The sequence below is a fragment of the Corallococcus sp. NCSPR001 genome (assembly GCF_017309135.1).
GTDB lineage: Bacteria > Myxococcota > Myxococcia > Myxococcales > Myxococcaceae > Corallococcus.
Genome location: NZ_JAFIMS010000002.1, coordinates 130,470 through 155,044, shown reverse-complemented (window position 1 = coordinate 155,044; position 24,575 = coordinate 130,470). Strand labels below are relative to the sequence as shown.

At 71.9% G+C, this 24,575-nt stretch carries 17 protein-coding genes; 6 read left to right on the top strand and 11 right to left on the bottom strand.

Features of this window, described 5'->3' with window-relative positions:
* The first annotated feature begins 37 nt into the window (after nt 1-37).
* A complete protein-coding gene (locus JYJ93_RS02475) occupies nt 38-364 on the top strand; it encodes a hypothetical protein (protein WP_206786303.1) in 327 nt (108 codons plus the stop codon).
* Nucleotides 365-424: 60 nt separating this feature from the next.
* On the opposite strand, the gene gor is transcribed toward JYJ93_RS02475, so the two are convergent.
* Nucleotides 425-1,855, bottom strand: a complete 1,431-nt coding sequence (gene gor / locus JYJ93_RS02470; RefSeq protein ID WP_206786301.1) for a glutathione-disulfide reductase — start codon at nt 1,853-1,855, stop codon at nt 425-427.
* A gap of 260 nt (nt 1,856-2,115) precedes the next feature.
* On the opposite strand from gor, the gene JYJ93_RS40515 reads away from it, so the two are divergent.
* Nucleotides 2,116-5,595 carry a serine/threonine-protein kinase gene (locus tag JYJ93_RS40515; protein WP_269012919.1) on the top strand — a complete coding sequence of 1,160 codons (3,480 nt, stop codon included), beginning with the start codon at nt 2,116-2,118 and terminating at the stop codon, nt 5,593-5,595.
* Between the two features lie 7 nt (nt 5,596-5,602).
* On the top strand, nt 5,603-6,466 hold the full coding sequence (locus tag JYJ93_RS02460) for a methyltransferase domain-containing protein (protein ID WP_206786299.1): 864 nt from the start codon (nt 5,603-5,605) through the stop codon (nt 6,464-6,466).
* Here the strand turns inward: JYJ93_RS02460 and JYJ93_RS02455 are convergent.
* On the bottom strand, nt 6,456-7,316 hold the full coding sequence (locus tag JYJ93_RS02455) for an SDR family oxidoreductase (RefSeq protein ID WP_242543633.1): 861 nt from the start codon (nt 7,314-7,316) through the stop codon (nt 6,456-6,458). The two genes, JYJ93_RS02460 and JYJ93_RS02455, sit on opposite strands and share 11 nt — an antisense overlap.
* 92 nt (nt 7,317-7,408) lie before the next feature.
* On the opposite strand from JYJ93_RS02455, the gene JYJ93_RS02450 reads away from it, so the two are divergent.
* Nucleotides 7,409-9,508, top strand: a complete 2,100-nt coding sequence (locus JYJ93_RS02450) for an SEL1-like repeat protein (protein ID WP_206786298.1) — start codon at nt 7,409-7,411, stop codon at nt 9,506-9,508.
* A 3-nt stretch (nt 9,509-9,511) separates the two neighbouring features.
* On the opposite strand, the gene JYJ93_RS02445 is transcribed toward JYJ93_RS02450, so the two are convergent.
* Nucleotides 9,512-10,255, bottom strand: coding sequence for a 3-keto-5-aminohexanoate cleavage protein (locus JYJ93_RS02445; RefSeq protein WP_206786297.1), 744 nt, complete (start codon nt 10,253-10,255; stop codon nt 9,512-9,514).
* Nucleotides 10,256-10,261: 6 nt separating this feature from the next.
* Here JYJ93_RS02445 and JYJ93_RS02440 point away from each other — a divergent pair, with 6 nt between their 5' ends.
* Nucleotides 10,262-10,957, top strand: coding sequence for a DUF2378 family protein (locus JYJ93_RS02440; RefSeq protein WP_206786296.1), 696 nt, complete (start codon nt 10,262-10,264; stop codon nt 10,955-10,957).
* 14 nt (nt 10,958-10,971) lie between these two features.
* Here JYJ93_RS02440 and JYJ93_RS02435 read toward each other — a convergent pair whose 3' ends face one another.
* Complete coding sequence (locus JYJ93_RS02435; protein WP_206786295.1) at nt 10,972-13,239, bottom strand: hypothetical protein; 2,268 nt, start codon at nt 13,237-13,239, stop codon at nt 10,972-10,974.
* Nucleotides 13,240-13,459: 220 nt separating this feature from the next.
* Between JYJ93_RS02435 and JYJ93_RS02430 the strand changes: the two genes are divergently transcribed.
* Entirely contained in the window at nt 13,460-14,008 is a 549-nt protein-coding gene (locus JYJ93_RS02430) for a DUF2378 family protein (RefSeq protein WP_206786293.1), read from the top strand.
* On the opposite strand, the gene JYJ93_RS02425 is transcribed toward JYJ93_RS02430, so the two are convergent.
* From JYJ93_RS02425 to JYJ93_RS02395, 7 genes are all read right to left on the bottom strand, one after another.
* Entirely contained in the window at nt 13,990-14,742 is a 753-nt protein-coding gene (locus tag JYJ93_RS02425; protein ID WP_206786291.1) for a lysophospholipid acyltransferase family protein, read from the bottom strand. The genes JYJ93_RS02430 and JYJ93_RS02425 overlap by 19 nt on opposite strands.
* Nucleotides 14,739-15,707 (bottom strand): ketoacyl-ACP synthase III, encoded by a 969-nt coding sequence (locus JYJ93_RS02420; protein ID WP_206786289.1) that lies wholly within the window; start codon nt 15,705-15,707, stop codon nt 14,739-14,741. Before JYJ93_RS02420 ends, JYJ93_RS02425 begins: the two co-directional genes overlap by 4 nt.
* A 62-nt stretch (nt 15,708-15,769) precedes the next feature.
* Nucleotides 15,770-17,554, bottom strand: a complete 1,785-nt coding sequence (locus JYJ93_RS02415; RefSeq protein WP_269012920.1) for a cyclic nucleotide-binding and patatin-like phospholipase domain-containing protein — start codon at nt 17,552-17,554, stop codon at nt 15,770-15,772.
* A 135-nt stretch (nt 17,555-17,689) separates the two neighbouring features.
* Complete coding sequence (locus tag JYJ93_RS02410; RefSeq protein ID WP_206786285.1) at nt 17,690-20,887, bottom strand: multidrug efflux RND transporter permease subunit; 3,198 nt, start codon at nt 20,885-20,887, stop codon at nt 17,690-17,692.
* Between the two features lie 9 nt (nt 20,888-20,896).
* Nucleotides 20,897-22,105 carry an efflux RND transporter periplasmic adaptor subunit gene (locus JYJ93_RS02405; protein ID WP_206786284.1) on the bottom strand — a complete coding sequence of 403 codons (1,209 nt, stop codon included), beginning with the start codon at nt 22,103-22,105 and terminating at the stop codon, nt 20,897-20,899.
* Complete coding sequence (locus JYJ93_RS02400) at nt 22,093-23,694, bottom strand: TolC family protein (RefSeq protein ID WP_206786283.1); 1,602 nt, start codon at nt 23,692-23,694, stop codon at nt 22,093-22,095. Before JYJ93_RS02400 ends, JYJ93_RS02405 begins: the two co-directional genes overlap by 13 nt.
* Before the next feature lie 314 nt (nt 23,695-24,008).
* Entirely contained in the window at nt 24,009-24,554 is a 546-nt protein-coding gene (locus tag JYJ93_RS02395; RefSeq protein ID WP_206786282.1) for a hypothetical protein, read from the bottom strand.
* Nucleotides 24,555-24,575 lie beyond the last annotated feature (21 nt).

The following is a 24,575-nucleotide window of genomic DNA, read 5'->3' as shown; positions in this document are numbered from 1 at the left end:
GACAATTGCCTCCGCTGCTCAACCTGGAGGTCGCAACTTGCTGAGACTGACGAAGTGGACGGCTGCGATGGGAGCGCTGTTGCTGGCCGTGGGCTGCGGGCCGATGGAACCCGAGGAGCGGCAGCCGGTGAACGAGCAACCCATCCAGCAACCGGCGGAAGAGCGGACCGTCAGTGAACAGGGCCTGCAGGAGTTTGCCCAGTGTATTACCGACGGACTGGTCGTGGTCGAGCTCAACCAAATCATCTGCCTTACCGGGTGCGTTGCGACTGTCACCGATCCGGATCTCCTGGTCGCATGCCTCGGCACCTGCAGCCTCGTTGTCGACCCCACCGTCATCGTGACCTGTCGCAATCAGCTTTGATGGAGTGATGGAGGGGAGGGAGATGGCCTGCGAATCCAGAGGCCATCTTCCTCCATCGCCTCATCCCCGCTGATCCCCCGGAGGCGTGGCCACCACCTCGCGCCCCAGCTCCAGCATCGTGGCGCTCTCCGACGGATCCGGGCGCTTGTCCCGCAGCGTGACGAACTCCTCCGCCGCCGTGGGGTGGATGCCCACCGTGGCGTCGAGCTGCTTCTTCGTCACGCCGCACTTCAGCGCCACCGCGAGCCCCTGGATGATCTCCGGCGCGTCCGCTCCCACCATGTGGAAGCCCAGCACGCGCTCCGTGCCTCGCTCCACCACCACCTTCATCATCGACCGCTCATCCCGGCCCGTCAGCGTGTGCTTCATGGGCCGGAAGCTGGAGACGTAGACGTCCACCTTGCCGTGGCGCTCCATCGCCTCGCGCTCCGTGAGCCCCACCGTGCCCACGGGCGGCTGGCTGAAGACCGCGGACGGGACGTTCTGGTGGTCCATCGTCACCGGGTTGTTCCGGTACAGCGTCTCCACCATCGCGCGCCCCTCCGCGATGGCCACCGGCGTGAGGTTCAGCCGGTCCGTCACGTCTCCCACCGCGTAGATGCTCTCCACCGACGAGCGCGACTGCGCGTCCACCACCACCGCGCCGCGCTCGTTCAGCTTCACGCCCGCCTCTTCCAGGCCCAGGCCCTGCGTGTTGGGCACCCGGCCGGTGGAGTACAGGACCGCGTCCACCTCCAGCGTTTCCCCCATGCGCGTCAGCAGGCTGAGCGTGCCGTCCTCGCGCTTCTCGATGTCCTGGACGAAGGTCTCCGGTCGGATGTCCACGCCCTTCTTGCGCATCTCCTGCGTCAGCGCCGCGCGGATGTCGTTGTCGAAGCCGCGCAGCACCGTGTCGCCTCGGATCAGCATCGTCACCTTCACGCCCAGCGCCGCGAAGATGCCCGCGAACTCCACGCCGATGTAGCCGCCTCCCACCACCGCCACCCGGCGCGGCAGCTCGGGGCGCTCCAGCGCCTGCTCGGACGTGAGCGCGTGCTCGATGCCCGTCACCTCCGGCAGGTAGGGCCGCCCGCCCGTGGCCACCAGGATGCGCTCCGCCGTGTAGCGCTTGCCCGCGACCTCCACCGTGTGCGCGTCCACCACCCGGCCCCGGCCCTCCACCAGCGTCACGCCCGCGTCGCGCAAGAGCCGCCCGTAGATGCCCGTCAGCCGGTCCAGCTCCTTCGCCTTCACCGCCTGGAGCTTCTTCCAGTCCAGCGCGGGGCCGTTCGCCGTCCAGCCGTAGCCGGCCGCGTCCTCGAAGTCGTAGCGGTAGTGCGCCGCGTACACGAGCAGCTTCTTGGGCACGCACCCGCGCAGCACGCACGTGCCGCCCACGCGCCCCTCCTCGCAGATGGCCACCTTCGCGCCGGAGGCTCCCGCTCGCCGGCTGGCCGCCACGCCACCCGACCCCGCGCCCACTGTGAACAAGTCGAAGTCGTAGCCCGCCATCCGGTGTCCTCCCTCACGTCAAAAGTGATGTTTCAGCGCTCCAGAGGGAAGGAACCCTGCCGGGCCCCGCCCGCCGGGCTGCTCCCCAGGGTCCGAAGCGCCTCCTGCTTCGGCTGCCCCCGATACATTCAATCCCCCTCCCGCACGAGAAGGGGAGATATCCTTACCGCGCGTAAGGGCGGCTCCCCCTCATGTCTCACCCCCCCTCCTGTCAGACCCCCCCCCGGGCGGATGCCCCGGATGCCGACACGTCACCGGGCATGGATCCAGAAGTCGTCGGTCGCCGGTACCGAATCCTCGACCTGCTGGGGCGCGGCGGCGCGGGCACCGTGTGGCGCGCGCAGGACGGCCTTTCAGGCCCCGTGGCCCTCAAGCGGCTGCACAAGACGGTGGCGGACCTGGCGCGGCGGCCCGGCCGGGGCACCCCTTCCGCGTTCGCCACGCAGGGCATGGCGCTGTCGCTGGCCCACGAGTTCCAGACGCTGGTGTCGCTGCGCCACCCGCACGTCATCCGGGTGCTGGACTACGGCTTCGACGCGGAGGGCCGGCCCTACCTGGCCATGGACCTGCTGGAGGACGCGCGCACGCTGGTGGAGGCCGGCACGGACGCGCCCCTGACGGTGCAGGTGGGGCTGCTCATCCAGACGCTCCAGGCGCTCGCGTACCTGCACCGGCGCGGCATCATCCACCGCGACCTGAAGCCCGGGAACGTGCTGGTGGTGCGCGGCCAGGTGAAGGTGCTCGACTTCGGCCTGGCCGTGGGCCGCGACCAGCAGGGCCGCCGCGCGCAGCCCGCGGGCACCCCCGGCTACCTGGCCCCGGAGCTCTTCGAGGACCAGCCCCCGTCCGAGCTGACCGACCTCTTCGGCTTCGGCGCCATGGCGTGCCAGATGTTCTTCGGCCGGCTGCCCCACGCGGGCCAGGTGTTCGCGACGCCGGGCTTCCCGCCCGCGCTCAAGGCCCTGCTGGAGCAACTGGTCGCGCCCGAGGCGCACCGCCGGCCGCGCGACGCGGAGGCCGTCATCACCGCGCTGAGCGACGCCGTGGGCCAGCCCCGGCCCGCCGAGTCCGCCGCCACGCGCGAGAGCTTCCTCCAGTCCGCGCGCTTCGTGGGCCGCGTGGCGGAGCGCGAGCACCTGACGGGCGTGCTCGACGCGGCGCTCGCGGGCCACGGCGGCGCGTGGCTCATCGGCGGCGAGAGCGGCGTGGGCAAGTCGCGCCTCCTGGAGGAGGTGCGCTCGCTGGCGCTGGTGCGCGGCGCGATGGTGCTGCGCGGCCAGGCGGTGGACACCGGCGGCGTGCCCTACCAGGAGTGGCGCGCGGTGCTGCGCTGGCTGCCCATGCTCACGGAGCTGTCCGACCGCGAGGCGCGCGTGCTCCGGCCGCTGGTGCCGGACATGGAGGCGCTGCTCGGCCGCGAGGTGCCCGCCGCGCCGGAGCTGGACGCGGACATGGCGCAGCTGCGCCTGCACCAGACGGTGGAGGACCTCTTCGCCCGCCTGTCGCAGCCCACCGTGGTCATCCTGGAGGACCTGCACCAGGCGCACGCCGAATCGCTCCAGCTCCTCGCGCAGCTCGCGGCCCGGGCGCCGGGGCTGCCGCTGCTGTTGCTCGTGAGCTTCCGCGACGACGAGTCCCCGCAGCTGCCGGAGCGCCTGCCCGGCACGAGCGTGCTGCGGCTGCAGCGGTTGAACGCGGAGGAGATCGCCCAGCTGGGCGAGTCCATGCTGGGCGCCGTCGGCCGCCGGCCCGACGTGGTGGAGCTCTTGCGCCGCGAGTCGGAGGGCAACCCGTTCCTGCTGGTGGAGGTGGTGCGCGCGCTGGCGGAGGACGCGGGCGGCCTGGACCGGCTGGGCGCCGTCGCGCTGCCCCAGCGCGTGTGGGCGGGCGGCATGCGCGCGCTGGTGCAGCGCCGGCTGGAGAAGGTGCCCCGGGACGCGCGGGAGCTCCTGGACGTGGCGGCGCTCCTGGGCCGGGAGCTGGACCTGGGGGTGCTGGAGCGGGCCGCGCCCGGCGTGGACGTGGAGGCGTGGCTCACCGACTGCGCGGCGGCGGCGGTGCTGGACGTGGCGGACGGCCGCTGGCGCTTCGCGCACGACAAGCTGCGCGAGCGGCTGCTGGAGGACCTGTCCCCCACGCTCCGCCCCGCGCTCCACCGGCGCGCGGCCCTGGCGCTGGAGGCGGCGCACCCCAAGGGCCACGCCGCCGCGCTGTCGTACCACTGGGGGCAGGCCGGGGACGCGGCGCGCGAATCGCATCACGCGCGGATCGCGGGCGAGGAGGCGCTGGCGGTGGGGGCGTGCCGCGAAGCGCTGCCGCTGCTCTCGCGGGCGCTGGCGGTCGCGCCCCAGACCACGCCGCTGGAGCGGGGCCGCGTGGAGGCGCTGCTGGCGGAGGCGCATTTCCAGCTGGGAGACCTGGAGGCCTTCCGCGCGCACGCGGAGTCGGCGCTCGCGCACTTCGGCTGGCGCGTGCCCTCGTCGCGCGTGGCGTGGGTGCTGGGCACGCTGACGCAGACGCTGTCCCGGCTGGCGCAGAGCGCGCGGCCGGATGCGTACGTGGATGACTCCCGGCGGCGCCGGGAGTCGCGGCGGTTGGCGGGCCGGCTGCTGATGCGGCTCACCGACGCGTTCATCTACGCGCAGGAGGCGCTGCCGGTGCTCTGGAGCGGCCTGCGCATGCTCAACCTGTGCGAGCCCGCGGGGCCCACGCCGGAATTGGCGCGCGGGTACACGGTGATGGCGGTGGTGGCGGGCACGGTGCCGTTGCACCGCGTGGCGGACGCGTGGGTGAAGCGGGCGCAGGAGGTGGCGGAGAGCGTGGGCCGCCCGGCGGACCTGGCCTACGTGCTCAACCGCAACGCGGTGTGCGCGGTGTACCAGGCGCGCTGGCAGGACGTGGAGACGTGGCTCGCCCGGGCGACGGCCATCGTGGACTCGGTGGGAGACCTGCGGCTGGCGGAGGAGTGCCGCGCGCTGCTCACCGTGTCCGCCATGTACCGGGGCCAGTTCTCGCGGGGCCTGCCGCTGATGGACTGGCTGGAGGCGTCCGCGGTGCGCCGGGGCTCGGCGCAGACGCAGCACTGGGCCCAGCACTACCGGGCCCACATGTTGCTGCGGCTGGGTGAGCACGCCCGCGCCCGCGTGGCGCTGGAGCCGGCGCTCGCGTGGACGGACGCGCATGGCGGCGCCACCGACCGCATCATCACGGACGGCACGCTGGCGCTCCTGTGCCTGCGCGAGGGCGACGCGGCGGGGGCTCGCGCGGCGGCGGAGAAGGCGCTGGTGCGGCTGTCCGCGGGCAAGCCGGTGGCGCACTTCGTCTACTTCGGCGCGACGGCGGTGGCGGAGGTGCTGCTCACGCTGCTGGCGCGCGAGACGCCCGGGCCCGGACTGCAGGCGCTCACGCACAGCGCGCGGGCCGCGCTCACGGAGGTGGAGCGCTTCGCGAAGGTGTTCCCCTTCGGCGAGCCCGCGGCGTGGCTGTGGCGCGGCTGCGAGGCGTGGCTCGCGGGCAAGCACCGCAAGGCGTTCCGCGCGTGGAAGCGCTGCATCGCGGAGTCCGAAGTGCGGGGGACGCCCTACGAGGCGGCGCGCGCGCGGCTGGAGTGGGCGCGGCACCTGCCCTCGGGCGAAGCGGAGCGCGCGGAGTTGCTGCGGCGGGCAGCGGAGGACTTCACCCGGCTGGGGGCGCGCGAGGACCTGGCGCGGACCCTGGCCGAACAAGGGACGGCAGGGTGACGAAGCGATGATGTGGCTGCGGGACGTGGCGTTGCTGGCGTGCCCGGATTGCCGGGGCCAGGTGGTGTGGCACGGGCAGAGCGAGGACGACCGGCTGGACGAGGGACGGCTTCTCTGCGGCGGCTGCGGCGAGGCGTGGACGGTGGAGGACGGGCTCGCGCGGCTGTACCGCGAGGACCGCGTGCAGGGCACGGACCGCCTGATGCGCCACCTCTACGACGGGCTCCCCGCGCTGCACGACCCGCTGACCACGGTGCTGACGCCGCTGTTCCAGTCCGTCTCCGAGTCGCGGATGCGCGACGGGTACATGCGCAGGCTGGAGCTGGGCGCGCTGAAACCTCGCGGCGACGGACAGCCCGTGCGCGTGCTGGAAGTGGGCGTGGGCGCGGGCGCGAACCTGCCGCGCATCCGGGGCGCGCTGCCGCCGGGCCTGCCCGTGGAGGTGTGGGGCCTGGACCTGAGCACCGGCATGCTGGCGCAGTGCGAGAAGCGGCTGCGCAAGGGCCGCGGCGTGAAGGACACGCGGCTGCTGGTGGCGGACGCGCACGCGCTCCCATTCAAGGACGGCCTGTTCGACCGGGTCTTCCACGTCGGCGGGATTGGGAGCTACCGCCAGCCCGCGGTGGCGCTGCGGGAGATGGCGCGCGTGGCGCGGCCCGGCACGCCGCTGGTGGTGGTGGACGAGCAACTGGACGCGGCCTTCCGCCCGTCGCTGTTCCAGCGCGCCGCCTTCCGCGCCCTCACGTTCTACACGCGCGAGGCGAAGAGCCCCCGCGACCTGCTGCCGCGCAACGCCGAAGACGTCATCGAGGAGCAGGTGTCACCGTTCTACTACTGCCTCACGTTCCGCGTTCCGGCCGTCACGGGTTGAGCACCAGGTCCAGCAGCTTCAGCGTCATGCCGCCCGTGAAGTCGATGGTGGCGCCGTTGAACCACGCGGCGTCGTCCCCCACGAGCACGGTGACGAAGCGGGCCACCTCGTCCAGCGTGGCCATGCGCCCCGCGGGGTTCATGGCCGCGTGGCGCGCTTCCAGTTGGGCCAGCGCCTCCGGCGAGTAGACGTGGCGCAGCGCGGGCGTCATCACCGTGCCGAACTTGAGCAGGTTGACGCGGTGGCCCTTCGGGCCCAGCTCCATGGCCAGGTGGCGTACGTACATCTCCAGCGAGGCCTTGGCGGCGCTGATGAGGCCGGTGTTGCCCAGGTGCGTCTCGTCCAGCGGGTTCTGCAACCCCAGCAGGCGCGCGTCCGGGGCCAGCAGGTCGCGTTGCACCAGCGCCTGCGTCCAGTACACGAACGAGTGCGCCATGCAGTCGAACGTGCGCTGGATGCGGCGCGGGTGCAGCCGGTCCGGGCCCTCGGAGAGGAAGCGCCCCACGGACGCGCCGGCGATGGCGTGCACGAACAGCTTCACGCTGCGGGGGCCCGCGCGCTGGAGCAGCTCGTCCGCGCCGGCCTCGGCGGCTTCGGGCGTGGAGGCATCCGACTGCCGCAGGTGCACGTCCCGGCTCGTGTCGCGCACGCGGGCCTCCAGTTCGCGCGCGGTGTCCGGGTAGCGGCCCCGGTGCACGCCGAAGACGTTCAGCCCCGGCTTGCGCGCGACGGCCTCCGCGATGGCCGCGCCCGAGCCGGAGGAGGCGCCGAGGATGAGCGCCCACGCCGGGGGCGGCGGTTCCTCCTCCCGGGCTGGAGGGGATCCGCCTGCTGAGGGGGGCTCTTGCATGGTGTCCCAATCATAAGAAGCCACGCACGACGCGGCTTGGATGACGGAGGGGGTCCTCGACGGAAAGGCGACCGGAGTGGAAGGATCTCCCCATGCCCTCAGTGAAATTCTTCTTCGCGTGGCTGGTGACGCCGGCACTCGCACTGCTCGTGGCCTGTGCCCATGGTTCCTCGGACGAAACGAAGTCGGAGGCCGAGCAGGAGCTCTCCACGCTGTACCAGCGCACCTGCGGTGGGCGGCTGGCGCAGGCGTGCTTCGAGCAGGCCGAACGCCTCCGCGTGGGCGACGGCGTCCCGAAGGACGTAGCGCGCGCGGCGATGCTGTACGAGCTGGGCTGCAACGGCGACGACCCGCGCGCGTGCGTGGCGCTGGGCGTGCTGAAGGAGGAGGGCCGGGGCGTCGCGAAGGACGAGGCGGAAGCGGCGCGCCTGTTCGCACGGGGCTGTGAGCGGGACCTGCCGGAGGGCTGCGGCCACCTGGCGCTGCTGTACGGCGAGGGCCGGGGCGTGACGAAGGACGCCGCGATGGCGGTGCGCTTCTACGAGCGCGGCTGCGCGGGGGATGACCGCCTGTCGTGCAACAACCTGGGCGTGCTGAAGCTGATGGGCGGCTTCGGCGTCGAGCAGGACGTGGCGGCGGGCATGGGGATGCTGGTGCAGGCGTGCAACCGGAGCCTGGGGGTCGCGTGCCTCACGGTGGCGCGCGAGTTCGACCAGGGCGTGCGCACGCGCAAGGACGCGCGGCTGGCGTCCAGCTACTTCCGCACGGCGTGCGGCCTGGGAGCGCAGGAGGCGTGCGCGTCCCCGAGCGCGGCGGCGGGAGCGAAGCCGGAGCCGGCTCCGGCCGTCACGCCGGAGGAGGGCGCGAAGCTGGAGAAGATTCGTGCCATGTGTGAGACGGGCTCGGGCGTGGGCCTGGGCATGGCGTGCTACGTGATGGGCACCGCGTACGAGAAGGGCGCGGGCGTGGCGGTGAACCCCGGCCGCGCGACGATGTTCTACCAGCGCGCGTGCGACCACGAGGTGCCGGAGGCCTGCGACGACGTGCGGCGCATGCTGGGGCTCGCGGCGGACGGCACGAAGGCGGAGGCGCCGAAGCAGTCCGTGTTGCAGTCGCTCCAACTGGACCCGGCGAAGACCGCTCCGGAGAAGCCGAAGGGGTCCGTGCTGAAATCGCTCCAGCTGGACGCGGGGAAGGTCACCGCGAGCGCGAAGTCCGCGCCGCGCGCGTCCGTCGACCGCTGGAAGGACGAGTGCCAGGACGGAAAGGGTGAAGGGGATGCGTGCGCTCGGCTGGGGGAGGTGCTGCTGGAGGGGAGCGCGGGGCTCGCGGTGGATGTTCCGAAGGCGATGCAGTTGCTGGAGGACGCCTGCCTGAAGCGCACGCCCTCCGCCTGCGTGCGGCTCTGGCGTGTGCTGTCCTTCGGGGATGAAGCGCTGAAGATCGCGCCGGCTCCGCTCGTGGGCCTCGTCTTCCTGGAGACAGGGTGTGAGGCGCGCAACGGCGGCCCGGCGTGTTACCAGTTGGGCCTCGCCCTGACCAACACCTCCCGTCGCTATGCGAATCCGGAGAAGGGCATGAACGCCCTGCGCCACGGGTGCTTCACCCATGAGGACGGCGGCACCTGTTCCCTGCTCGTCATCCTGACGCGGAAGCTCGCGGACGCTGCTCAGGAGGGGGCGAGCGCGGAGGCGCGGCGAAGCCTCCCGCTCATCGAGGCACAGGGATGCAAGTCGCGCCTGCGGTCCTTCTGCAAGGACCTGGGCCTGCCGCTGCCGAAGGACACCCTGGTCGCGCGCAACCTGCGGGCGGACTGCGACGCGGGCGACCCGGATGCGTGCGCGGACCTGGCTTATGAGTACAAGCGGGCCAACCTCATCGACCGCGACCTCGAAGAAGAGCTCCGGGTGGCGGAGAAGGGATGCGCGGGTGGCAGCGCCCGCGCCTGCGGCCACCTGGCGACGCGCTACGGTGAGACAGTCGCGGGAGGAATGCCGCGGGACCTGGACGCCGCCTTCGCACGCGCGGAGCAGGCCTGCGCCATGAAGTCCTGGGCCGCGTGCGACGGGCTCGCGCGGCTGCTGCGGGAGCACCGGCACCTGGGCGCGGATACGCCGCAGGTCCAGGAGGCCCGGGCGCGGGACTGCCGCTACAGGCCCGCGTCCTGGCGCCCGGAGGAATGCGCGAAGTAGGCCTCAGCCGCCCCGGAGCTGGAGCGCCGCGGCCACCAGCGCGGCGTTGTCCTCCGCGCGCTGGCCGTCCGGAAGCGTGAGCGTGTCCTCCAGCCCGATGCGCGTGTCGAAGCCGTGGCGCCGTGCCCACCCGAGCACGGCCCACGCGCCTCCTTCCGAGCCGTGCACGAGGAGGGGACGCGCAAGGCCCGTGGCGCGCAGCAGGTCCACCAGCGTTCGCGCCTCCTGACACGCGGCCTCCGGTCGTGAGGACTGCGTCTCCACGAGGATGCGCAGGCACTCCGTCGCACGGGGCCATGCCATGAGCCGGGGGACATCCTCCGGGAACCAGACGCCCGCCTCCACGCCGATGCCCGCGTCCAGCTGCGCGTCCGCGATGGACTCCCAGCCGGGCTCGGACAGGTTCACGGAGGCGAAGTCGGGCCGGACGTCGGCGGACAGGGTCCTCCACCCCGCGACACGCGCGCGGCGGGCCTCCACGTCCGGGACCATCCACGCGCCGGTGCTCACCCCCACGGGCACGCCCGGACAGGCGCGACGGATGGCGCCCACCGCCGCGCCGATGTCCGCCGCGTCCAGGGACTCACCCCCGTGCGCCGCGCGCGGATGCACGTGGAACGCGCCCGCCCCCGCGGCGTGACAGGCGGTGGCGTCCCTCGCGAGCGCCTCGGGCGTGATGGACAACTGGGGATGATCCGTGGCCGCGCGGGCCCCGTTGAGACACACCTTGAGCAACATGCGCGGCATGAAGCCATGGATGGCACCCCGCCCACGCGCTTCTTGAAGTTGCTGCGTCCGGTGGTGGAAATCCCGCTGCACGAAGGGGTGGGTGGGTTGTTCCCGGGTCCGTCCGCGTTTACCGATGAAGGACGCATCCCCAGCGCCGTGGAGAAGGAGCTTCCGAACGTGCGTGCTCCGGAGAAGGTCGTGTTCGGCCACACCGTCGAAGGGCTGCTGTCCGTTCTGGAGGGGCATCTGGAGGGGCCGCTCCGGCCGAAGTTGAAGGCGGTGGGGCTGGACCTGGACCAGAAGCTGGAGCCCGCCTATCCCAAGGACCAGTGGCACCAGATGCTGCTCCTGGCCGCGGAGGCGCTCTTCCCCGGCTTGTCGCCGCCGCAGGCGCACTGGCATCTGGGCGAGCGGTTCGTCACCGCCTACTTCTCCACCAACATGGGCCGCGCGCTCAAAGGCGTGCTGAAGCTGCTGGGCCCGGCGCGCACGCTGGAGCGCACCGCGCGCAACATGGCCTCCGGCAGCAACTTCCTGCTCGTGGACGTGGCGCGCCTGTCCGCCACCGACTACCGGCTGAAGGTGAGCAACGGCGGCGTCCACCCGGAGTTCATCGGGGCCCTGTGCCACTTCGGCACGCTGACCACGGGCGTGAAGGGGCTCTCCACCGTGGTCGAGGGCCGCGAGGGCCCCGCCGCGATGTACCGGATGCGCTGGTAGCGAGCCCCCGTGCTTCAGCCGTGGGAGACGACGAACTCCTGGTCTCCCACGCGCACCTGGAGCAGGCGCTGGATGCCCGACCCCAGCTTCCACCGGACGGCGAGCTGATCCATCCACGCGACGAACGCGGTGACGCGGAAGTCGTCGCAGGCCAGGTCATCCAGGGCCGTGAACACCTGCTGCACGGGGGAGGTCGCGTCGTTCTCCGCGATGACGGCCTCCGACTGGATGGCCTTGTTCAGCGCGATGAGCTTGTCGAGCAGCTCCTTCCAGAACACGTACACCTTCCCGTACGGCCGGCCCCCGATGTCGCCTCCGTAGCGCGAGGACTGCACGAGCACATCCGAGAACGTGCCCGTGCCGCCGGTCTGCTCCCAGTGTGACGCGACGAAGCCGTCCGCTCCCGCCTGCGTCTTCAGGTGCCAGGCCACGTTCGCCTTCGCCCGGTCGAGCGTCCAGTCCTTCGCCCCTTCCTTGAGGTACGCGTCCCAGAGCGGCGTGTAGAGCTCATCGCGGCGCTGGAGGTGGGTGCGCACGGGCTGGCTGGCCCGGGGCAGGGCGCGCGCCAGGGCGTGGGCGAAGGCGTTGCGTTCGAAGGCGGGCTCGGAGCCCAGCTTCGCCAGCAGCCGCCGGAAGCTGGGGTTGTCCACGCGCAGGTCCAGCCGCGTCTCGGTCTTCGTGCCGGGGGGCGCCGCGCGGAAGAGCCGATCCACCAGCGCTGGCGCGTCCTCCGGGCGGACCGCGCCCCAGACGGTGGCCGCGTCCACCGCGCGTTGGATGAGCTCCTTCGACAGGCCGTCCTCCACCTGGCTCTGGGCGAAGAACGCGTATTCGAATTCGTCCGCGCTGGGCGTGAGGCTGAAGCGCGGCATCTGGGCGCTGAAGTCGAGCCCCCAGCGGGAGGTCTTCCCGTACAGCACGCCGGAGCTGGTGTAGCCGCGCGCCCCCAGGAACGCGTAGCGGCGCGGGCCCTGCCGGTGGTCGCGGGACGCGTGCTGGACCACGGCCTTGAGCTTCCGCCGGTCCTCCTGCGAGGCGAAGTTCACGTCGCGCCAGCCCAGGCCCAGGCCCCAGACGCGCTGGGACTCCACGGACTTCATGTGGAAGTAGCGCCGCAGCCAGGCGTCGTTCACCCGGCGCTGGATGGAGGCCAGGTCGCCGGAGACGAACGCGCCGTGCGTGCCCGCCAGCTCCTCCACGGGCACCTCCAGCTCCAGGAGCGTCGCGTCCTCGGTGCTGCGCGCGTACTCGTATTCGAAGCCGGCCTTGAGCGCGCCGCTCACCACGCTCTCCACGAAATCCTTCAGTTCTTCATACGCGGCCGTCACCGCCGCGAGCGTGGGCTCCGCCGACTTGAGGAACCCCAGTTGCTTCAGCAGCGCGGCGGCGACCTGGAGGAGCGCGGGCTGGAGCGAGCCCTGCTCCATGCCCTCCACGAGCTTCAAGGCGTCCTGCACCTTGGAGTCCACGGCGCTCAGGATGGAGGCGAGCAGCGGCGACGAGTGCTCCAGCGACACGCCCGCGGACACGTGGACCGCCGCGGCGTCCGAGGTGGCCTTGCGGACCGACACGCGGAACGCTCCGCCGTCCCTGGGCCGGGAGAAGACGATGCGGAACTCGTCCTGGAGTGACACGGTGCCGCCGATGGACGCGCCTGCTTGCGCCTTCAGCTCGAACACCAGCTGCCCGGCCAGCCGCTTCGCGAGCGCCGCCACCAGGGACGTGCTGATGGCGGACCAGGACACCTTCACCCCGGCCTTCAGCGCCACGCAGGTCTGGAACGACAGGGCGTCACCGGGCTGGAGCGCCTGCACGTCCCCCAGCACGAAGGGCATGCGCAGGGACTTCGCGTCCGAACCCAGCGCGGCCTCCAGCGTCTGGGTGGCGGCGTGGCGCCGGTAGTCCGCCACCTTCACCTGGAGCGCCCCGCCGCCGCTCAGCTCGACGAAGGGGAAGTTCCCCTGGCCGTTGGCCTCCGCGCTCAGCTCCGCCGCGTACTTCAGCCAGCACGCGGCCCCGTCCGGGGAGAAGAGGGGCTCCACGGCGGATCCGTCCAGCTGCTTCGGGGGCACGCCGATGATGCCGTACGCGTCCTGGTCGTTCGGGTCGTTGAAGAGCTCGACGGGGACCTTGAGCGTGCCCGTCAGGGCCACCTGGCCTCCCTGGATGGGGATGGCCTTGTTGCCGTTCAGCTCCGCGTGGCCCAGCGCCTGCTCGTGCGCGGCGTTGCCCAGCGCGAGCTTGAGCGTGTTCACCGCCGGAATCTGGATGCTCCAGCTCATGATGCTCCCCCACCTTGGAATGCCCCCGTCGTGGGGACAGGTGATCCATCATTGCCGTGGGGCCTGCCCGGCCGCTTCTGACGGCGGGGAGGTGAGACTGTCCTCGCCGTGAAATCGTCATCACCCCGGGGATGTAGGGGTTGTCCACGAGTCGGTGTTCGGACTAACCAGGGGCCACCCAAGCCACGTCATCCCCCGAGACGTGGCGGAGGAGCCTCTCGTGTCGAACCCCTCGGAGATCGTCTTCGGCCATACGGTCGAAGGGCTGCTGTTGGCCCTGAAGGGCCGGCTGGAAGGTCCCAGTCCGCTGCGCGCGAAGCTGAAGGACGCCGGGCTGGACCTGGACCGGAAGCTGGAGCCCGCGTATCCGAACAGCGTCTGGCAGAAGCTGCTGCAGATTGGCGCGACGGAGCTGTTCCCGGGCGTGCCCATGAACGAGGCGCAGTGGCTGCTGGGCGAGCGCTTCGTCGCGGGCTACTTCGAGACGAACATGGGCCGCGCGCTGCAGGCGGTGCTGAGGCTGCTGGGTCCGGCGCGCGTCCTGGACCGCATGTCGCGCAACCTGGCCTCCGGCAGCAACTTCCTGCACGTGGACGTGGAGCGGCTGGCGGACACGGACTACCGCGTCCGGGTGAACGAGGGCGGGACCTACCCGGAGTTCATCGGCTCCATCTGCCACCACGGGATGCTGACCACCGGCGTGAAGGGACTCACCACCGTGGTCGAGTCCCGCCAGGGCCGCGCCGCCATCTACCGCGTGCGCTGGTAGTCCCGGGCTGTGTCCAGCAGTCCCTGCACCGCGCCTGTCACCTCGCGGTGAACCGTGAGCAGGGCCTCCCGGTCCGCCGCGTCGAAGCCCGGGGTCAGGTGGGTGGTCAGCGGGTCTCCCACCCATTGGGTCATCTTCACCGGGAAGGGCAGGGACAGCGGCCACAGGCCCGTGGCGCCCACGCCCAGCCACAGCGGCAGCCTCCCGGGCATCCCCACGCGCTTGCCCCATGCGTAGCCGTCGTTGAGGCCCACGTAGGCGTCGTCCATGCCGTGGCCCGCGATGGGGATGATGGGCAGGCCGTAGCGCACGGCCAGCCGCAGGTAGCCCAGCCGTTCTCCCCAATCCACGCGGTAGCGGTGCCGGAAGTCTCGGCAGCCCTCGCGCGTGCCTCCGGGCTGCACGAGGACGTGCTCGCCCTTCTTCACGGCTTCCTTGAGTAGCGGCCCGTCGCTGGTGACGAAGCCCAGCCCGTCCGCCACCTGCCGCATGCCAGGGATGCGGTCGAACGCGCCGTGCGCGATGCCGTGCGGCAGGTAGCCCAGATGGTCGTGCAGCGTCACGGTCAGCATGCACAGGTCCACCGCCAGGGGCCGGCCGTGGTAGCCCACCAGCAGCTTCGCTCCGGGGCGCAGCAGCGGCTCCAGGTTCACCACCTCGTAGCGGTGGTAGCGCTGGAGCAGGCGGAAGGTCGTCAGCCACGCGGCACGGGCCGCGGACGCGGTGAGCGTCACCCGCCCACCCGGTACAGCACCGCGCCGTGCGCCACGCCCGCGCCCACGCCCACCATCAACACGCGGTCCCCCGGCTTCACCGGCCGCGTGCGCCACAGCCGGTCCAACCCCGTGCCCAGCGACGCGGAGCCCACGCTGCCCACCGTGTCCACCACCGTGACGCTCTTCTCCGCTGGCACCTCCAACGCCTGGAGGATGGCCGCGAGCATGCTCCCGTTCGGCTGATGCGTGAGCACCCACTCCACGTCCGCCACCGTCAGCCCCGCGCCGTGGAGCACCTCCGACGCCGCGCGCTTCAGCGCTCCCAGCGCCACGCGCGTCATGTCGCGCGATGGGGTGAGGAAGCGCATGCCTTCGCGCTGTCCCGTCAGGTGCGGGTTTTCCAGCACGACGTCCGGCGGCAGCGTGCCGTCGTTGCCGAACGTGGCTCCCAGTACGCCCTCGCCGGGCCGGGCGTCGCCCAGCACCACCGCCGCCGCCGCGTCACCGAGCACCAGGTAGGGACGCGGGTCTTCCGGCCGCGTCGTGCGCGACAGCAGCTCCACGGACACCACGCCCACCGGCCCCAGCCCCGTCGCCACCGAGCGCGCCGCCAGGTCGAACGCGCTCAGGAAGCCCATGCACGCGTTGCCCACGTCCATCGCGTCGCACGTGCCGGAAAGCCCCAGCGCAGCCGCCACCCGGCTGCCGTTGGCCGGCGTGGTGACGTCCCCGCCCATCGACGACACGAACAGGATCCGCCGGAGCGCCGTCGCCGGAAGTCGCGCCGCCTCCAGCGCGCCCCGCAGCGCCTGCGCGCCCAGGTCCGCCGCGCGCGTGCCCGCTGGAGCGAAGTGCCGCGTGCGGATGCCCGTCTTGCGTTCGACCTCCGCCGCGTCGCGGCCCACGCGCGCGCAGACCTCCGCGGTCGTCACCGGCGGGCCCGGCAGCACGCTCGCGGTGCCGAGGATGCGGACTGGAATCATGCGCCCCTCCTTCCGCTGGCCGTGTTCCGGCGCCCTCGCAGTGCCGTCCAGGCCTACGGGCATCACGCGGCCCTCCGGCCACCGGTCGTGTTCCGGCGCCCTCGCAGCGCCTCCCAGGCCTGCTTGAGCTCCAGCAGCTTCTGCTCCAGGCCCATGTCTCGCGCGGCTTCGTCCAGCACCTGATCCACGTGCGTGAAGCGCATGGAGCCGAGCAACGGATGCTCGCGCGTGCCCACGTCGTAGCGCAGGTCGCCTCTCGCGGACTCCAGGTCTCCGTTGCGGTGCAGGAGCAGCACTCCGCTGGTCAGCAGGTCCTTGGCTCGCGCCACCGGGTTGAGCGCGGAGAGGAACAGCCCCACCGCTCCGGGCAGCAGTGGCCGCGAGGCGTGCTGATGGCCCGCGGGGAAGATGTTGCTGGAGAAGACCAGGTCCGCGCCCGCGTGGAGCAGCACGTCCACCGGCACCATGCTGGTGAAGGCCCCATCCACGTAGCGAGCGGGCGGCTGGAGCGTGGGCGCCCACACTCCCGGCGCCGAGCCGCTCGCGCGCACCGCCAGCGCCAGCGGCCCCTTCTCCAGCACCACGCACCGGCCCGTGGTCAGGTCCGTCGTCACCGGCAGGAAGCCCACGGGCAACTCCTCCAGCGCCAGGTCCCCCAGGTCGCCGCGCACCAGCCACTCCATGGCCTGCGTCGTCACGACCGAGGACAACGCCGCGGCGGACAAATGCCCACCCCGCGCCCGGTGCTGGAGCCGGCGCAGGCCGTCCAGGCCTTCACGCCCGTCGCGCGCGGTGCCGCAGTAGTACGCGCCCACCAGCGAGCCCATGCTCGCGCCGCTGAGGAAGTCCACCGGCACGTCCAGCGCCGCCAGCCTCCGCAACAGGTGCACGTGGTAGAAGCCCCACACGCCGCCGCCGCTGAGTGCCAGCCCCACGCGCCGGCCGGTGATGGCGCGCGCCCACCGCGACAGCGCGTCCCGCGTCCCCGCGTCCAGACCCAACGCCGCCAACGGCCGCGAGTCCCCGGGCCGCACCACCAGCCGCTCCCAGTCCAGTCGCAGCCGGCACCCGGGCGGCGGCGCTTCCTCGTCCCAGCCGTCCTCGTCCGGCAGCGAGCGCCCCCGCAGCGTCGGGCTGCCCTGCGGCCGCCACGGCGACAGCAGCACGGTAGGCAGCACCTGCGTCCCCACGCCGTCCGCCTCTCCTCCCGGCGGCACGAGCCGCACCTCCCGCGGCGTCAGCGACTCCGGCACCGGCACGCCATCCACCAGCACGCAGTCGAAGTCCTCACCCTCGGGGAGCAGTGGCGCTCCCGGCGTCACCGTGCGGCGGAACACGCGGTCGGCTCCGCGCACCGCGCCCTCCGTGCGCTTCGGCCCCGGGCGCACGAGCAGCACCCGGTCTCCGAAGTCGTGGACCATCACCTTCGCCACCAGCTCCACCAGCACGGACAGCGTCGCGGGCGGCAGCTCCAGCCCCTGCTGCGCGCGGAACATCACCACGTCCGTACGCGGCGCCGCACCGCCGCGGGGCCCCACCGTCACCGCCTCCAGCTCCTCGCGAGGAAGGAAGAGGGCCTGCGACGCGGACGCCGCCATCACCGTGACGGGCCACGCGCCGCGCGCGAGCGCCTCCACGCCCAGCGACATCCCCGAGCGCAGGTGCAGGAGCACCGTCCCGCCCGTCGTCACCCGCCACTCGCCCGAGCGCAAAAGGTAGATGCCGTCCACCGGCTCGCCCTCACGGCAGATGCCCTCGCCCGGCTGGGGCTCCACCGGCCGGGCCCGCTCCAGCAGGCGGAGCAGGACGGACGCACGCGCGTGGCGCAGCACGGGGGCTTGCTTCAACGTGTACAGCCACCGACGCCGCTCATCGACAGTCAGAGGAGAAGGCATGCGTCGCCCAAGGATAACCAGGACGCTCCGGCGCGGGGTAGCGCGCCGGAGTGCCTGCCCGCTCCGTGCGGGTCCTTCGCGACGCGCCTACGCCGGCTGGGGTCGCGGCGGCTCCCCCTCGGGAGGGATGGACGGCGGCGGCGGATTCCGCGGGCCGCTCGGTGAATTGCCGTGCTTGCGGTGCTTCAGGACCTTCGTGCGCGCGCCTTCCACCAGCGCGTAGAGCACCGGGATGAAGATGAGGTTCACGAAGGTGGAGAAGAGCATGCCGCCGAAGACGGCCGTGCCCAGCGACTTGCGCGCGGACGCGCCCGCGCCGCTGGCCAGCATCAGCGGCACCACGCCGAAGAGGAACGCGAAGGACGTCATCAGGATGGGCCGCAGGCGCGTCTCCGCCGCGTTGATGGCGGACTCCACCACGCCCTGCCCCTGCGCGCGCAGCTGCTCGCCGAACTCCACGATGAGGATGGCGTTCTTCGACGCGAGGCCCACCAGCATCACCAGGCCCACCTGACAGAACACGTCGTTCACCAGCCCGCGCAGGTTCTGCAAGAGCAGCGCGCCCATCATCGCGACGGGCACCGCGAGCATGACGACGAAGGGCAGGGCGAAGCTCTCGTACTGCGCGGCCAGCACCAGGAACACGAACACGATGCCCAGCGCGAAGATGACGAGCACGGTGTTGCCCGCGCTCTTCTGCTCCTGGGACAGGCCCGTCCACTCGAAGGAGAAGCCCGGCGGCAGGGCCTGCTTCGCCACGTCCTCCATGGCGGTGAGGGCCTGGCCGGTGGAGACGCCGGGGGCGCCCTGGCCGTTGATGTTCGCGGAGCGGAAGAGGTTGTAGTGGGTGATGTTGGGCGCCGTCGTCATGGGCGTCACCTTCACCAGCGCCTCCAGCGGCACCATGGCCCCGGTGTCCGAGCGCACGTAGAGGCTGCCGATGTCCTTCGGGTTGTCACGGAAGGGCGTCGCGGCCTGCACGAACACGCGGTAGACGCGGTTGGAGAAGGTGAAGTCGTTCACGTACTGGCTGCCCAGGTACACCTGGAGCGTGGAGAACAGCGAGGACAGGGGCACGCCCATGGCCTTGGCCTTCTCCCGGTCCACGTCGATGTTGAGCTGCGGCGCGCCCGCGGTGAACGCGGAGAACACGCCGCGCAATTGCTGCTCCTGGCTCGCCTTGCCCACCAGCGCCTGCGTGGCCTGCGCCAGCTCCTCCAGCGTGCGGCCACCCTGCTGGTCCTCCAGCACGAACTCGAAGCCGCCCACGCTGCCCACGCCGCGGATGGCGGGCGGTTGCAGGGGCAGCACGCGCGCGCCGCCCACCTGGGACAGTTGGGGGCGCAGGCGCTCCACCAGGCCCGCGACGCTGGACTCCTTCGCCTTGCGCTCCTCCCAGGGCTTCAGGTTGATGAAGAGCGAGCCGTAGTTGGCGCCCGTGCCCAGCAGCGAGAAGCCGCCCACGGTGAAGATCTCCGTGACCTCCTCCTGCTGCTTGATGATGCCCTCCACCTGGATGAGGACGTTGCGCGTGTACTCCAGCGACGTGCCCTCCGGGCCCTGCACCGCGACGATGAGGTAGCCCTGGTCCTCGTCCGGGATGAAGCCCGTGGGCGTGGCCCGGTAGAGCAGGCCCGTGGCCACGAGGAACACCGCGAAGATGCCCACGACGACCCAGCGCGCCTTGCCCAGCATCATGCCCAGGAGCTTGCCGTAGCCGCGCCGGAGCGAGTCCATGCCCTGGTCGAACTTGCGCGCCAGGATGAACTTCTTGCCTTCGTTGGGGCGCAAGAGGCGCGCGCACAGCGCGGGGGACAGGGTGAGCGCGACGAGCGCGGAGAGGCTGATGGAGAACGCGATGGTGAGCGCGAACTGGCGGTAGATGGCGCCGGTGGTGCCGGGGAAGAAGGACACCGGGATGAACACCGCGGACAGCACCAGCGCGGTGGCCACCACCACGCCGGCCACCTGCTGCATGCCCCGGTGGGTGGCCTCCTTCGCGTCCACCTTCTCGTGCTCGATGACGCGCTCCACGTTCTCGATGACCACGATGGCGTCATCCACCACCAGGCCCGTGGCCAGCGTCAGGCCGAAGAGGGTCAGCGTGTTGAGCGAGAAGCCGAACGCGTTGACGAACATGAACGTGCCGACCAGCGACACCGGCAGCGTCGTCACCGCCACCAGCACGCTGCGCCAGCCGTGCAGGAAGATGAAGATGACCAGGACGACCAGGAGGATGGCCTCGCCCAGCGCCTTGAGGACCTCCTCGATGGAGGCGCTCACCGCGGCCGTGGTGTCGAACGCCACCTGATACGTGAGGCCCGGCGGGAAGTTGGCGGACAGCCGCTTGAGCTCCGCCTCCACGCCCTCGCGCACGTCCAGCGCGTTGGAGCCGGGCAGCTGCGTGATGCCCAGGCCCACCGCGTCCTGGCCGTTGAAGCGCAAGAGCTGCTGGTAGTTCTCCGCGCCCAACTGCACGCTGCCCACGTCGCGGATGCGCACCAGGGCGCCGTCCGCGCCACGCTGGATGACGATGGCGCCGAACTCTTCTGGCGACGTCAGCTGGCCCTTCACCTGGAGGGACAGCTGGTACGCCTGCTCCTTGGAGGACGGGGCCTGGCCCACCTTGCCCGCGCCCACCTGGACGTTCTGCTCCTGGAGCGCGTTGAGCACGTCCTGCGCGGTGAGGCCGCGCCGGGCCAGCTCCGTGGGGTCCAGCCACAGGCGCATGGCGAAGCGGCGCTCGCCGAAGATACGCACGTCGCCCACGCCCTTCACGCGCAAGAGCGCGTCGCGGATGAAGACGTCCGCGTAGTTGCTGATGAACTCCGTGTCGTAGCGCTTCTCCTTGTCATAGACGCCGAAGGAGACCAGCAGCTGCGTCTGCGCCTTGCGCACCGTGACGCCCAGCGCGTTCACCTGCGAGGGCAGCTGCGGCGTGGCGGTGGCCACGCGGTTCTGCACGTCCACCGCGGCCAGGTCCACGTCGCGCGACGGGTCGAACGTGGCGGTGATGGTGGACTGGCCGTCGTTGGTGCTGGTGGAGGACATGTAACGCATGCCCTCCATGCCGTTGAGCTGGCGCTCCAGCACGGTGGTGACGGCGCTCTCCACCGTCTCCGCGGACGCACCGGTGTAGGTCGCCGTGACCTGGACCTGCGGCAGCGCCAGCTCCGGGTACTGCTCGATGGGGAGGCTGGGAATGGAGATGGCGCCCACCAGCGTGATGAGGATGGACAGCACGCTGGAGAAGACGGGGCGCTTGATGAAGAAGTCGGTGAACATGGCAGCCCCCTACCGACCCGCGTCCGCGCCGCCGCCCATGCCCTGGGCAGGGGGGAGGGGCATGCCTTCGGTCTGGCCCTTCGCCTGTGGCGCGGGCTTCGGCTGGATGGGCATGCCGTCCCGCAGCTGCTGCACCCCGCTGATGATGACCTGGGTGCCCGCGTCCAGGCCCTTGAGCACCTCGTAGTCGTTGCCCTCCACCAGGCCCAGCGTCACGGGCTGGCGCTTCACCACGGTGCCGGCGTCGCCTTCGCCCACCACCATGGCGAAGGACTGGCTGCCCTGCCGCGTCACCGCGGTGGTGGGCATCTTCAAGGCGTCTCGCACGTCGTAGACGAGCTGCGCGCGCACCAGCTGGCCGGCCCGCAGGCCCACGGTGTTGTCGAAGGCGGCCTTCACCTCCACGAGCTGCGTGTTCGGGTTGGGCGTGGGGGCCACGAAGAAGGCGGGGGCGCGGACGATGGGCTCTCCGTCCTCGTTGAGGACCTCCAGCGGCGTCTCACCCACCTTCACCCGCGCGGCCTGGTCCACCGGCACCTGCACGGACAGCTCCAGGGCGCGGCTCTGGTCCACGATGGTGAGCGCCGTCTGCGGCGTCACGTAGTCGCCCAGCTTCACCGGGATGTCGCCCACGACGCCGTCGAAGGGGGCGCTCACGTTGAAGAAGCCCAGCTGCACCTGCTGGTTCTGGATTTGCGCTTCGGCCGCCTGGGCCTGGGCCTCGGATTGCGCCGCCTGGGCCACGGCCTGTTCGTAGTCCTGGCGGCTGACGAGCCCTTCCTTGAGGAGCTGCGCGCTGCGCTCACGCGTCTTGCGCGCGAACTCGCGGTTGGCGACGGCGGAGGCCTTCTGGGCCTGGGTGGCGCGCAGGGAGGCCTGCTCCTGGCGCGGATCCACGACGAGCAGCACCTGTCCGGCCTTCACCTTCTGGCCGGGGCGGACGGGGATCTTCTGGATGTAGCCGGCGACCTGCGGGACGACGGTGATGCTGCTGCGGGAGATGAGCGTGCCCACGTACTCGCTCGTGTCGCGCACCGGGCCGGGCTTCACCGCCAGCACCTGCACGGGCGTGGGCTTGCCGCCGCCCTGGCTCTGCTGGCCCGCCTGGGGGCCGCCTCCGGGCGCGGCCTGGCCGGGGTCCTTGCCGCCACTGCACCCGCCCGCCGTCAGCGCGAGCACGAGTCCCCACGCGCCCCAACCGCCCCTCACCAATCGCATGCCGCCTCCGACAGGAATGCATCCACCTGGGCCTGGCGGAACTGGAAGTCGCGGATGACGAGCTCCAGTTCCGCCTGCCGCAGGGCCCCGGCCGCGTCCACCAACTCGAGGCTCGTTCCGGTGCCCACCTCGAAGCTGCGGCGGGTGAGCCGGTCGTTCTCTTCCGCGAGTTTCCGCTCGCGGTCCGCCAGTTCGCGCGTCGCCTGGGTCACCTGCACGACGCGCTTCGCCTGAGTCACTTCGATGACGACGTTGCGCTCCCGGTTGGTGTAATCCGCGCGGGCCTGCTCCAACTGGCCGCGGGCCTGGCGCAGGCGGCCCTCGCGCGCGCCGCCGTCCCAGAAGGGCAGCACCAGGCTGGCGCCGACGTTCCAGATGGGCACCTCCGCGAAGCCCGGGTTGACGGTGAGCGCGGTGGTGGTGCTGGTGAGGTCCAGGGTGGGCGCGTACTGGCGGTACACCTCGCCGATGGCGCGCTCGGCCACCACCTGGCGCGACTTCGCGGCGGCGATGTCCGGGCGGTTCTCCAGCGACTCCAGCGTGCGGCAGGCGGCCTTCGCGCCCTCGAACAGCGTCGTCAGCTCCAGGCCCGGCTTGATGCCCACGGCGGACGGGGTGCCCAGGGCGAGGCCCAGCGCCTCGCGCGCCTGGCGCAGGTTCTCGTCACCGGTGACGACGTTGCGGCGGGCGGCCTGGGCGTCCTGCTCCACGCGGACGACGTCCAGGCGGGTGCCGGCGCCCAGTTCGAAGCGGCGCTGCGCGAGGGCCAGTCGCTCCAGCGCGGTGCGCAGGTTGACGCGGTTGACCTCCGCCAGGCGCTCGTTGGAGGACACGGAGACGAGCGCCTGCGCGAGGCCCCGGGTGAGCTGCCGGCGCGTCTCCGCGAGCGACAGGGCGGCGGTGCGCCGCGACTCCTTGGCGCTGCCCAGGGCGTAGAGGCTGGCCAGGTCCACGACGGGAACGTTGGCGCTGAGCACGCCGATGCCCAGCAGCTCCGTGGGCGTGAAGCCCCCGGCGCCGCTCACGCCACCGCCCACGCCGCCGCCGACGCCACCACCGACGGCGGGGATCTCCGGGTTGAGGATGTTGTACTGGACGGACAGGTTGCCGGAGACGGACGGCAGCAGGTTGGCGAGCGCGATGCGCCACGTGCCCGCGGCGACCTCCACCTGGCCCAGGACGGCCTGGAGGTCGGTGGAGCGCTGGCGCAGGAGCGTGAGCGCTTCGTTCCAGGACTGGATCTGCTGGGGCGCGGGAGGCGCGGGCGTGAGCAGCGGATCCGACACGTTCGCCTGGAACGGCGGTGGCACTTCGGGAACGTCGTCCGGGTTCTGGGCCGCGGGCGTGCTGGCGCGGCCGGGCTGGGGCGGAGCGGGAGCGCGGGGTGCGTTCGGCGCCGGAGCGTTGGGCGCGGGAGCGGCGGGTGGCGCCACGGAAGGCGTGGGTGGCGGAGGCGCGGGTGGAGCGCGCTGCGGGGGCGCGGTGTATTGCGCGAGGACGGGACGGAGGGGTCCGGAGCCATGCGGCGCGGGTGTCTCACCGGGGATTCCGGTGGGGACCAGCAGGGCTGCGAACACGAGCGCGTTCATAAGAGGTGCTCCCCAGGTAGGGGCGAAGCCAGCCCCCGGCCACGGTTCGCGCCCCCCGGCGCTCCAGTGGACAACACAGCAGGGCGAGGAATTGCTCAGCAGTCGATGAACAGGCCTCGGGCCAGGGGCTGGAGGTCCGGGGTAACCCTTACGGACGCAAGGGGAGGGAGGCTGAAGGGGCTCGTGGAGACATGGCGCGTCCTGACGCGGGCTGGGGAAAGGGAAGCGCCAACGTGCGTCGCGACCGCCGAGCAGGCGTCTGTCTTCAAGGGAGGGCGGGCGTTCAAAACGCCACGTCCGTCATGACCGCCAGGTCAGGGGCCCGGAGGTGCGCCGGTCCCCGCGTCTGGGAAAGGCAGAGGCACGGAGCCATCGGGTGCATCGAAGGACCGGCCGACCTCCGACGTGGGAACCAGGATGCCGGCCCCCGCATCCGTGGGCGCCAGCGATTCATCCGGCTCGCCATCCCGTAGGCGGCGGAGGATCCGGCCATCGCTCCCGACCGCGTACTGCGCGCCCGAGTGCAGCGCGGGAACGGTCATACCGCAGGCCTGGGGATCCTCATCGATCCGGATGAAGAGGATGCCTTGCCGCTGGATGACCCTGTATCGGTGTGACTCGCGCCGGTCGACGCACGGAGTGTTGGAATCCTGCGGGCCCAGGAAGTCGGCGGCGGCGACTTCGAGCGCACGCAGGACACTGCCGCTCAATTCGACCGTGCCTCCCTCCGCGGCGGGTTGCTCGAAGAAGCGGGGGAACTCGATGGACGCGTCATTCGTCCAGGCCTCACGCGTGGGCGTGGACCGCAGGCAGCCCGCCAGGAGCAATGCTGCTGGAAGCAAGATGCGCTTTGTCGCCATGAGCCCTCTTCGTGAATGCGC